Raw genomic sequence first — 11,855 nt, 5'->3', positions numbered from 1 at the left:
AGAACAGGCTTCCGGTTCGATCACTGCCAGCATTGGCTTCGCACAAAGTGCCGGCCTGATCCTCGGTGGTTCGATCACCCAGAACAACTTCCTGGGTACCGGTAACAAGGTCAGCATCGGCTTGACCCGCAGTGAATATCAAAGCAAGTACAACTTCGGCTTTGTCGATCCCTACTTCACTTCGGATGGCGTGAGCATGGGCTACAACCTGTTCTACAACCACACCGACTACGATAAATACTACGGTAACGGCGCCTCGTACTATTCCATCAACAGCTTTGGTGCCGGAACCTCGCTTGGCTACCCCATCAATGAGACCTCGCGGGCGACGTTTGGCCTGATGGCACAACATGACAGCATCGAGCCTGGCACCTATAGCGCGGATGAGATCTACGACTTTATCCAGCGCGAGGGCAAGGAGTTCACCAATTTCAAGGCGAGTCTCGGCTGGTCGGAGTCGACCCTGAACCGAAGTGTGCTGGCCACTCGCGGCCATTCACAGAACCTGAGTCTTACGGTGACGGTGCCGGGAAGCGACTTGAGCTTCTACAAGATCGATTACACCGGGCAGACCTATCTGCCGGTCAGCACTGCCACATCACTGCGTTTCCATACCAATCTCGGCTATGGCTACAGCTACGGCTCAACCGAAGGCTTGCCTTTCTATGAAAACTACACGGCGGGTGGCGAAGGGTCAGTTCGCGGTTTCAAAAACGGCACCTTGGGTCCGCGCAACACCCCCGCCACCGGGAAGTATGCCAGTGCCGGTCAAGCCTATTATTCCGATCGGGACACCGACGCCTTGGGCGGCAATGTGCTCATCACCGGCGGCGTGGAATACCTGTTTCCGATGCCCTTCATCAAAGACACTAAATCCGTACGCACTTCGGTGTTCTGGGACGCGGGCAGTGTCTATTCGAACAAGTGTTATTTGAGCACCACTCAAGGGTGCAACGGCGTAGATCTGAACCAGATGGCAAGCTCGCTGGGGGTTGGCGTGACTTGGTACAGCGCACTGGGGCCGCTGTCTTTCAGCTTGGCGCTGCCGATTCGAACACCCGATAACGCCGAAACGCAAGTGTTCCAGTTCTCTCTGGGAAAGACCTTTTGACCCATGTGTGGGAGGCCATTGTAGAGGGACCGGCATCTGTTATGCGGGAAGGGAATTACGGGCTTCTCACCCATTTTTCGTCAATCGGTGTTCCTTAAAGGGGCGCTCTGCTTCCCGTTGCTCCGATACGTAACACCAGCCCCTGGGGCCCACGAGTCCCCCCTGGGCATTACTACCCCGGTCATGTCGCTCCAAGCCCCCTACCTCAAGGTCTACCAACTAATTCACCTCAAGGACTGGAAATAGGCACGCCACTTGCTATTGTTAATATCGTATACGAAATCCTCAATACGATATTCAACAGCACTTCACACGAACGAGGCCTCTATGAAAAACCCCGCATTTGCCGTAGCCCTCAGCGCTGTTCTCAGTACCCTCTTTGTCGCCAACGCCCAGGCCGACAAGCTCGACGACATCATCGGTGCAGGCAAGCTGCGTTGCGCCGTCACCCTGGACTTCCCGCCCATGGGTTTTCGCGATGCCAGCAACAGTCCGGCCGGTTTCGATGTGGACTACTGCCGCGACCTGGCGAAGATCCTCGGGGTCGAGGCTGAAGTGGTCGAGACGCCATTCCCGGACCGCATTCCGGCGCTGGTCTCCGGACGAGCCGACGTGATCGTCGCCTCCACCTCCGACACCCTCGAACGGGCCAAGACCGTCGGCCTTACCGTGCCCTACTTCGCCTTCCAGATGGTGGTGCTGACCCGCGACGATACGGGCATCAACAACTTCGACGACCTCAAAGGTAAACCCGTGGGCAACACCAGCGGCACCTATGAGGCCATCGCCCTGGAGAAAGACGTGAAGAATTGGGGCACCGGTAGCTTCCGTGCCTATCAGTCGCAGAACGACACCCTGCTGGCCGTTGCCCAGGGCCACATCGACGCCACCGTGGTCACCAACACCGTCGCCGCCGCCACCCTCAAATCGGGAAAATACAAAAACCTGAAAGTCGCCGGTAACGCCCCGTACGTCATCGACTACGTCTCCCTCGGCGCCAAGCGCAACGAGTATGGCCTGCTCAACTACCTCAACCTGTTCGTCAACCAGCAGGTGCGCACCGGTCGCTACAAGGAGCTGTTCGTCAAATGGGTCGGCACCGATATCTCGCCCGCCAACCTGACCGTGCCACAGGTCTACTACTGAGATGTCCGGCATGCCTAGGTCCGTTTCTCTGACCGGTCGCAGCCTGGTCGCGGGCGCCGCTGAAGGTGCCCTGCTGTTCGCCGATGTCGGGCTGAGTTTCTGGGGCGGGGTTGACTCCAGCAGTGGCGAGGTCATCGATCGCCACCACCCGCTCAGCGGCGAATACCTGGCGGGGCGTGTGCTGGCGATTCCCAGTGGACGCGGTTCGTGTACCGGCAGCAGTGTGTTGATGGAACTGATCAGCAACGGCCATGCACCGGCGGCACTGGTGCTGGCCGAACCGGATGAGATCCTGACCCTGGGCGTGCTGGTGGCGCAGACTATTTTTGCCCGTTCCCTGCCGGTGCTCTGCATCGGCCGGGAGGCCTTCGCGACCTTGCACGATCAGGCCTTCGCCCGGGTCGACGGGGCCATGCTGAGCCTGTTCGAGTACCCGCCTGAGGATACTTGGCAGGCACTCGACAAACCTTTATCCAGCACCGACAGCCGCGCTTCAATCGAGCTCACCGAGTTTGATCGGGCACTGCTCGACGGTCAGCATGGACAAGCTGCGCAAATGGCCATGCACATTGTTCTGCGCATGGCCGAGCTGCAAGGGGCCGAAAGTCTGGTAGATGTCACCCAGGCGCACATTGATGGTTGCATCTACACCGGACCTGCAAGCCTGCGCTTTGCCCAACAATTGGTGCAATGGGGGGCAAAAGTGCGGGTGCCCACTACCCTCAATTCGATTTCCGTGGACCAGCGCCGCTGGCGCGAATTGGGCATCGACCCGGCCCTCGGCGAGCCGGCCAGTGCCTTGGGCGATGCGTATATGGCGATGGGCGCACAACTGAGCTACACCTGCGCACCTTACCTGCTCGACAGTGCGCCCAAGGCTGGCGAGCAGATTGTCTGGGCCGAATCCAATGCCGTGGTTTACGCCAACAGCGTGCTCGGCGCACGCACCCTGAAGTACCCGGACTACCTCGACATCTGCATTGCTCTAACCGGCCGCGCCCCGCTGATTGGCTGCCACCTGGACGCGCAACGCAAGGCCCGCTTGCAGATCGAGTTGCCCGTACTCGGTGAACTGGACGATGCCTTTTACCCGTTGCTCGGATATCACATCGGTGCACTGGCCGGCAGCCGCGTGCCGCTGGTATTGGGCCTGGAAAACCGCAAGCCGAGCCTGGACGATCTCAAAGCCTTTGGTGCGGCCTTCGCCACCACCTCGGCGGCGCCACTGTTTCATATCGCCGGGGTCACCCCGGAAGCGATTGACCCGACACAGGTGCTGGAAGCGGATGCATCCATACCCGTAGAAAAAATCCGCCTGAAAGACCTGCTGGTGAGTTGGCGCGAGCTCAACAGTGCCCGTGACCACCGGGTGGATGTGGTGTCGCTGGGCAACCCGCATTTTTCCCTTAGTGAATTTGCTCATCTGGCGCGGCTGTGCCGAGGTCGGCACAAACACCCGAACGTCGTACTCGCCATCACCTGCGGTCGCGCAGTGTTAGAGCAGGCACGCCAGGCCGGGCACATCGCGGTGATCGAGGCCTTCGGCGCCACCCTGGTCACCGACACCTGCTGGTGCATGCTCGGCGAGCCGGTGATTCCACCCGCCGCCACCACGCTGATGACCAACTCGGGCAAATACGCTCACTACGCGCCTGGACTGGTGGGTCGCAAGGTGCATTTCGCCAGCCTTGCCGAGTGCGTCGATGCTGCGTGTAACGCCACCGCCAGCGGACGCCTGCCGGCCTGGCTGCAACCTGCCGCCCAACTGGAGAGCCCTGCGCATGTTTGACTACACCTTCCAATGGCGCTCAGCCCTGCGCGCCTTGCCGGATATGCTCGCCGGCGCCGTGGTCACCTTCGAGACCGCGGCACTGTCGATGATCTTCGGCGTGCTCATCGCCCTGGCCCTGACGGTCATGCGCGAAAGCAAACACCCGCTGCTGCGCGGCATCGGCAACGGCTGGGTATCGATTGCCCGCAACACGCCGTCGTTGTTCCAGATCTACATCCTTTACTTCGGCCTCGGCTCGCTCGGATTGCATGTCAGTTCGTGGCTCGCGCTGCTGGCCGGGATCACGTTCAACAACGCGGGTTACCTGGCGGAAAACTTCCGCGGCGGGCTCAAGGCTGTGCCCCAGACCCAGGTGCGCGCCGCCCGGTCACTGGGCATGAGCGCCTTTCAGACCTACCGCATGATCATCGTCCCGCAGCTGCTGCGAATTGTGTTTTACCCGCTGACTAACCAAATGGTCTGGGCGGTGTTGATGACGTCTCTGGGGGTGATTGTGGGGCTGAACAATGACCTGACCGGGGTGACCCAGGACTACAACGTCAAAACGTTCCGCACGTTCGAGTACTTCGCGATTGCGGCGGTGCTGTATTACGCCATTGCCAAGACGATCGTCGCGACAGCCCGGCTGTTTGCCTGGCGGTTGTTCCGCTACTGAGGAGCTGTCCATGTTTGCCACCGGTTTTTCCTCGAATGACCTGATGTTTCTGCTCAATGGCGCCTGGGTCACGCTGCAATTGACGTTCTGGTCGATCATCCTCGGCTCCATCGCCGGGCTGTTGTTCGGCTTGCTGCGGGCCTTGTTGCCACGGGCCAGCCTGCCGCTGGCCTGGGTGTTGGACGTGTTTCGCAGCGTGCCGCTGTTGATCCAATTCGTGCTGTTCAACTCACTCAAAAGCATCGTCGGCCTGAACATCAGCGCCTTCAGCGTCGGTTGCATCGTGCTCGGGGTTTACACCGCCGCGTACTTCACCGAGATCGTGCGCGGCGGCGTGCTGGCGGTGCCCTTCACGGTACGCCGGGCCAGCCGTTCACTGGGCCTGAGTTTCTTGCAGGACCTGCGCTGGATCGTCCTGCCAATGGCCACGCGAGTGGCCTTCCCCGGCTGGCTGAACCTGGTGCTCGGTGTGATGAAAGACACCGCGCTGGTGATGTGGATCGGCATCGTCGAACTGCTGCGCGCCTCGCAAACCATCGTCACCCGCATCCAGGAGCCGTTGCTGGTGCTGTGCATCGCGGGCCTTATCTACTACGTCATGAGCCTGGTGGTTGCACGCCTAGGCGCTCGTCTGGAAAGAAGGTGGCAGGAAAATGATTGAGATCGACAACGTACACAAATCCTTCGGCAACCTCGAAGTGGTCAAGGGCGTGAACCTGACCGTGAACAAGGGCGAGGTGGTATCGATCATCGGTGGCTCCGGCTCCGGCAAATCCACCCTGTTGATGTGCATCAACGGCCTGGAGCCGATCCAGAAAGGCAACATTCGCGTGGACGGTGTCGAGGTCCATCACAGCGCCACCGACCTCAACCGTCTGCGACAGAAGATCGGCATCGTGTTCCAGCAATGGAACGCCTTTCCGCACCTGACGGTCCTGGAGAACGTGATGTTGGCCCCGCGCAAAGTGCTGGGCAAAGGCAAAGCCGAAGCCGAGGAACTGGCGGTGCAACAACTGACCCACGTCGGTTTGGGCGACAAGCTCAAGACCTTCCCCGGCAAGCTGTCCGGCGGTCAACAGCAACGCATGGCCATCGCCCGCGCCCTGGCGATGTCACCGGACTACATGCTGTTCGACGAAGCCACTTCAGCCCTCGACCCGCAACTGGTGGGCGAGGTTCTGGACACCATGCGCATGCTCGCCGAAGACGGCATGACCATGGTGCTGGTGACCCACGAGATCCGCTTCGCCCGCGATGTGTCCGACCGTGTGGCGTTCTTTCGCAATGGGCTGGTGCATGAGATTGGGTCGCCGGATCAGGTGATTGGTAACCCGGTGCATGCGGAGACTGCGGCGTTTCTTAAATCGGTGAAATAACCCAAGGCCAACTCAACCCTGTAGGAGCTGGGTTGCCAGCGATGGTCGTCAACGATGACGCGTGCAGTCTGGATAAACGTGTCGTCCTTGCAATCTTCGCTGGCAAGCCAGCTCCTACAGTGATCGGTGTCGAGCACCTATTTTATGTACACCACCAAATCCTGTAGGAGCTGGCTTGCCAGCGAAGAGGCTCTAACAGGCAACACAAGGAGGAAACCATGCGTTCATCAAAAGTAATCCATGTCGTCAGCTGCCACGCCGAAGGCGAAGTCGGTGACGTGATCGTCGGCGGTGTCGCCCCGCCACCCGGTGCCACCGTATGGGAACAGTCGCGCTGGATCGCCAAGGACGAAACCCTGCGCAACTTCGTACTCAACGAGCCGCGCGGTGGCGTGTTTCGCCACGTCAACCTGCTGGTGCCGGCCAAGGACCCGCGGGCGCAAATGGCCTGGATCATCATGGAGCCGGCGGACACCCCGCCGATGTCCGGTTCAAACTCACTGTGCGTGGCCACCGTGTTGCTCGACAGCGGCATCCTGCCGATGACCGAGCCGCAAACCCGAATGGTGCTGGAGGCTCCCGGTGGTCTGATTGAGGTGGTTGCCGATTGCCGTGATGGCAAGGTTGAACGGGTGGAAATCAAGAACGTGCCCTCCTTTGCCGATCGCCTGGATGCCTGGATTGAAGTCGAGGGCATCGGTTCAATAAAGGTCGATACGGCCTACGGCGGCGACAGTTTCGTGATCGCCGACGCCAAGGGCCTGGGCTTTTCCATCCGCCCCGACGAGGCTGCCGATCTGGTGGCGACAGGACTGAAAATCACCCGAGCCGCCAACGAACAACTGGGCTTCGTGCATCCGCTGAACCCCGAGTGGTCGCACATCTCCTTTTGCCAGATCGCGGCGCCCATCGTCCATGAGAACGGGATCGCCACCGGCGCTAACGCGGTGGTGATTCAACCCGGCAAAATCGACCGCTCACCCACCGGCACCGGTTGCTCGGCGCGCATGGCCGTGTTGCAGGCCAAGGGCTTGATGCAGGTTGGCGAACGTTTTATCGGTCGTTCGATCATCGGTTCCGAGTTCCACTGTCGCATTGACTCGCTGACCGAAGTGGCCGGCCGCCCCGCCATCTACCCGTGCATTTCCGGGCGGGCCTGGATCACCGGCACCCACCAATTGCTGCTTGATCCGAGCGATCCATGGCCACAGGGCTATCGCTTGTCCGATACCTGGCCGGGTGCTTGAGCGCTTAATCCCGGAACACCCAGACCAACGGTTACTAAATCTCCCCAAAAACCCGAAAAAGCACTGGCCGAATCTTTTCATTTTAAATATCGTATACGAAATACAATTAACGATCCGGAGGCAACAAATGAGCAAACGTATTAACTGGAGTGGCGTTTTCCCCGCGGTGACCACTCAATTCAACGATGACTTCACCATCAACCTGGATAAAACCCACCAGGTAATTTCCAACGTGATCCGCGACGGTGTGTCCGGCCTGGTGGTGTGTGGTTCGGTCGGCGAAAACACCTCGCTGACCGCCGAAGAAAAAATCGCCGTCACCGAAGTCGCCGTCGATGCTTCTCGCGGCCGGGTGCCGGTGATTTGTGGCGTGGCCGAATTCACCAGCGTGCAAGCGGCCAAGGTCGCCAATGCCGTGCGCAAGGTCGGCGTCGATGGCGTGATGCTGATGCCGGCGCTGGTCTACAGCTCCAAGCCCTTTGAGACCGCCGAGCACTATCGCTACGTGGCCAAGAATGCCGACGTGCCGTTGATGGTCTACAACAACCCGCCGATCTACAAAAACGACGTCACCCCGGACATCCTGATTTCCCTGGCCGACTGCGACAACGTGGTGTGCTTCAAGGATTCCTCCGGCGATACCCGCCGTTTTATCGACGTGCGTAATGAAGTCGGCGACCGCTTCGTGCTGTTCGCCGGCCTGGATGATGTGGTGCTGGAAAGCATCGCCGTCGGTGCCGAAGGCTGGGTCTCGGGCATGTCCAACGTGTTCCCGAAAGAGGGCGAAACCATTTTCCGTCTGGCCAAGGCCGGGCGTTTCGCCGAAGCCATGCCGATCTACGAATGGCTGATGCCGATACTGCACCTGGATGCCCGTGCCGACCTGGTGCAGTGCATCAAACTGTGTGAAGCCATTGCCGGTCGCGGCAGCGCGCTGACCCGTCCGCCACGCCTGGCCTTGCCGGAAGCGGATCGGGTGTTCGTCGAACAAATCATGGCCAAAGCCCTGGCGAACCGTCCGCAACTGCCGGACGTCGGTCTCTGAGTGATTGCCGGGCGGGCCTTCACGGCCCGACCCGGCTGCCTGTTTTTGCGCCTCTACAGGAAACGCCAGCATGTCCAACCTTCAAGACACTCAACGCGCAACCACCCCCTGCGGACTCAAACGTGTCGTGGCCGCAGCCATGGCCGGTACTGTCGCGGAGTGGTATGAATTCTTTCTCTACGGTACGGCCTCGGCATTGGTTTTTGGCCAACTGTTCTTTCGCCAGACCGACAGCCCCGTCGACGGCATCATTGCCGCGTTCGCGCTCTACGCCGTGGGCTTTCTCGCCCGCCCGCTGGGTGGCCTGGTGTTCGGTCACTACGGTGACAAATTTGGCCGCAAGCGCCTGCTGCAACTGAGCCTGGTGGTGGTCGGCATCACGACGTTCCTGATGGGGTGCCTGCCCGGATTCGACCAGATCGGTTACGCGGCGCCTGTGTTGCTGGTGCTGTTGCGGCTGATCCAGGGTTTCGCCTTTGGCGGCGAATGGGGTGGCGCGATTCTGCTGGTGTCTGAACACTGTCCGGACAATCGCCGAGGCTTCTGGGCCAGTTGGCCGCAAGCCGGTGTGCCGGCCGGGAATCTGGTCGCGACGGTCGCCTTGCTGCTGTTGTCGTCGAACTTGTCTGAAGAGCAATTCCTCGCCTGGGGCTGGCGCGTGGCGTTCTGGTTCTCGGCGGTGGTGGTGTTGATCGGCTACTGGATTCGCACCAGTGTCGATGACGCACCGATTTTCAAGGAAGCCCAGGCTCGTCAGGCGCAAACCAAGCAGCAACAACTGGGCGTGACAGAAGTGCTGCGTCACCACTGGCGTTCGGTGCTGGTGGGCATCGGCGCTCGCTTTGCCGAGAACATTCTCTACTACACCGTTGTGACCTTCTCCATCACCTACCTCAAGTTGGTGGTGCATAAGGACACCTCAGAGATTCTGTTTCTGATGTTCGGTGCTCACTTGCTGCACTTCTTCCTGATCCCGCTGATGGGTTACCTGTCCGATCTGGTCGGGCGCAAACCGGTCTACCTCGTCGGCGCAGTGCTCACCGCATTTTGGGGCTTCGTCGGCTTCCCGATGATGGACACCGGGAACAACTGGCTGATCATGGCGGCCATTACCCTGGGCCTGGCCATCGAATCGATGACCTACGCACCGTACTCGGCGCTGATGGCCGAGATGTTCCCGACTCACGTGCGCTACACCGCCCTCTCGCTGTGCTACCAGGTGGCGCCGATTTTCGCCGGTTCCCTGGCCCCGCTGATCGCGATCACGTTGCTCAACAAGTACCACAGCTCGACGCCGATCGCCTGGTACCTGGTCGGTGCCTCGCTGATTTCCGTCGTTGCCGTAGGGCTGACCCGGGAAACCCGTGGAAAGTCGCTGCACGTAGTGGATGCCGAGTCCGCCGCGCGTATCGCAGCGCTGGAAAACGCCGCCCCCGTTACCCCGCAGCGAGGCGACTCGCTGGCGTGAACCCAAAACCTGTAGGAGCGAGGCTTGCCCGCGAAGGCGGTGTGTCATTCGACATTGAGGGTGAATGACACACCGCCTTCGCGGGCAAGCCTCGCTCCTACAAAGGTTGTATTACCTTTTTGCCCGACAGGAGTTTCCATGCCCAAAATTCTCGGCCACAACTACATCGGCGGTACACGCAGCGCCGCCGGCAGCCTCACGTTGCACAGCCATGACGCCAGCACCGGCGAGACGCTGCCCTTCTCTTTCATGCAAGCCACCGAGGCCGAAGTGCACGCCGCCGCGCAGGCCGCTGCCGCTGCATTCCCTGAGTTTCGCAACATGCCAGCGGCACGCCGTGCGGATTTTCTTGAAGCCATCGCCACACAACTGGATGCCCTGGATAACGAATTCGTCGCCCTGGTCACCCGCGAAACCGCATTGCCGAACGCACGGATACAGGGTGAACGCGCACGAACCAGCGGCCAGATGCGCCTGTTCGCCCAGGTCCTCCGTCGCGGTGACTTTTATGCTGCACGCATCGACCGCGCCTTGCCCGAGCGGCAACCGCTTCCACGCAGCGACCTGCGTCAGTACCGGATCGGCGTTGGCCCCGTGGCGGTGTTCGGCGCCAGCAACTTCCCGTTGGCGTTCTCCACGGCCGGCGGCGATACCGCTGCAGTCCTCGCCGCCGGTTGCCCGGTGGTGTTCAAGGCCCACAGCGGACACATGGCGACCGCCGAACAGGTGGCCGATGCAATCATCCGCGCTGCCGAGCAGACCGGCATGCCCAAGGGTGTGTTCAACATGATCTACGGCGCGGGCGTGGGTGAAGCCTTGGTCAAGCACCCATCGATCCAGGCCGTCGGTTTCACCGGCTCGCTCAAAGGTGGCCGGGCGCTGTGCGACATGGCGGCCGCACGACCACAACCGATTCCCGTGTTCGCCGAAATGAGCAGCATCAATCCGGTCGTGGTATTGCCCGAAGCACTGAACGTTCGCGGCGAGAAAATTGCCAGCGAACTGGCCGCCTCTGTCGTGCTTGGCTGCGGCCAGTTCTGTACCAACCCGGGATTGGTCATCGGCATGCGTTCCGCGCGATTCAGTGCCTTCACCGAGTCCCTCACTGCACTGCTGGCTGAACAACCGGCGCAAACCATGCTCAACGCCGGCATCCTCGGCAGCTACGAAAAAGGCGTGCAGGCTTTGCTAAGTCACCCAGGCGTGACCCACCTGACCGGCCATGGCCAACACGGCAATCAGGCGCGCGCGCATCTGTTCAAGGCCGACGTCAGTCTGCTGCTCGAGGGTAATCCGTTGCTACAGGAAGAAGTGTTCGGCCCGACCACCCTCATCGTCGAAGTGGCCGATAGGGCCGAACTGCGCCAGGCGCTGAACAGCTTGCACGGTCAACTCACCGCGACCCTGATTGGCGAACCGCAGGACTTGCATGAACACGCAGAGCTGCTGGCCCTGCTGGAACAAAAGGTCGGCCGGGTGCTGTTCAATGGCTACCCCACGGGCGTCGAAGTGTGTGATGCGATGGTGCATGGCGGTCCCTACCCAGCCACCTCCGATGCCCGTGGCACCTCGGTCGGCAGCCTGGCCATCGAGCGTTTCCTGCGCCCGGTGTGCTACCAGAATTGCCCGGACGCGCTCTTGCCCGACCCGCTGAAAAACGCCAATCCACTGGGCATTGCCCGGCTGGTTAACGGCAACAGCCACCGAAACCCGATCTGAAGAACACCCAAATACCTTGTAGGAGCGAGCCTGCTCGCGATAGCGGTGTGTCAGCCAACAGAGATGTTGAATGTGCTGCCCCCTTCGCGAGCAGGCTCACTCCCACAGGGATGCTGTGGTGGAAACCCGATCTAAAAACACCCGGATACCCTGTAATTGGATGGACTCGCCCACGCCGAGGCGTCAATGCGCCACGGTGGCAGTCTAAGAAGCCAACGGCAGCGAGGGCGAGTCCATGAAAAAGAATACGACGCTTAAACAGTCCCTGTCTTCAACCGATGTGTCGGCCTGTACGA

Annotated in this window: 10 protein-coding genes; all 10 read left to right on the top strand. The window is 60.7% G+C overall.

Translation table 11 applies throughout. The features are described from left to right. A partial coding sequence (gene bamA / locus KGB06_RS27655; protein WP_223521396.1) for an outer membrane protein assembly factor BamA occupies positions 1 to 1,111 on the top strand: 1,111 nt, incomplete at its 5' end. A 327-nt stretch (positions 1,112 to 1,438) separates the two neighbouring features. Next, complete coding sequence (locus KGB06_RS27650) at positions 1,439 to 2,257, top strand: transporter substrate-binding domain-containing protein (protein ID WP_223521395.1); 819 nt, start codon at positions 1,439 to 1,441, stop codon at positions 2,255 to 2,257. 10 nt (positions 2,258 to 2,267) lie between these two features. Continuing rightward, positions 2,268 to 4,046 (top strand): aconitase X, encoded by a 1,779-nt coding sequence (locus tag KGB06_RS27645; protein ID WP_223521394.1) that lies wholly within the window; start codon positions 2,268 to 2,270, stop codon positions 4,044 to 4,046. Then, entirely contained in the window at positions 4,039 to 4,704 is a 666-nt protein-coding gene (locus KGB06_RS27640) for an amino acid ABC transporter permease (protein WP_223521393.1), read from the top strand. Before KGB06_RS27645 ends, KGB06_RS27640 begins: the two co-directional genes overlap by 8 nt. A 10-nt stretch (positions 4,705 to 4,714) precedes the next feature. Then, a complete protein-coding gene (locus KGB06_RS27635) occupies positions 4,715 to 5,365 on the top strand; it encodes an amino acid ABC transporter permease (RefSeq protein ID WP_027924790.1) in 651 nt (216 codons plus the stop codon). Further along, complete coding sequence (locus KGB06_RS27630; RefSeq protein WP_223521392.1) at positions 5,358 to 6,080, top strand: amino acid ABC transporter ATP-binding protein; 723 nt, start codon at positions 5,358 to 5,360, stop codon at positions 6,078 to 6,080. The genes KGB06_RS27635 and KGB06_RS27630 overlap by 8 nt, the downstream gene beginning before the upstream one ends. A gap of 218 nt (positions 6,081 to 6,298) precedes the next feature. Next, the gene (locus tag KGB06_RS27625) at positions 6,299 to 7,327 is read left to right on the top strand and encodes a trans-3-hydroxy-L-proline dehydratase (RefSeq protein WP_223521391.1); all 1,029 of its coding nucleotides are present in this window, start codon (positions 6,299 to 6,301) and stop codon (positions 7,325 to 7,327) included. 127 nt (positions 7,328 to 7,454) lie between these two features. Then, positions 7,455 to 8,372, top strand: coding sequence for a dihydrodipicolinate synthase family protein (locus tag KGB06_RS27620; RefSeq protein WP_223521390.1), 918 nt, complete (start codon positions 7,455 to 7,457; stop codon positions 8,370 to 8,372). Between the two features lie 70 nt (positions 8,373 to 8,442). Continuing rightward, positions 8,443 to 9,840, top strand: a complete 1,398-nt coding sequence (gene abaF / locus KGB06_RS27615) for a fosfomycin efflux MFS transporter AbaF (RefSeq protein WP_223521389.1) — start codon at positions 8,443 to 8,445, stop codon at positions 9,838 to 9,840. Between the two features lie 138 nt (positions 9,841 to 9,978). Then, entirely contained in the window at positions 9,979 to 11,559 is a 1,581-nt protein-coding gene (locus tag KGB06_RS27610) for an aldehyde dehydrogenase (NADP(+)) (protein WP_223521387.1), read from the top strand. Positions 11,560 to 11,855 lie beyond the last annotated feature (296 nt).

Origin of the sequence: Pseudomonas sp. GL-B-19 (assembly GCF_019956415.1) — a bacterium.
GTDB lineage: Bacteria > Pseudomonadota > Gammaproteobacteria > Pseudomonadales > Pseudomonadaceae > Aquipseudomonas.
This window is presented reverse-complemented; position numbering and strand designations above follow the sequence as displayed.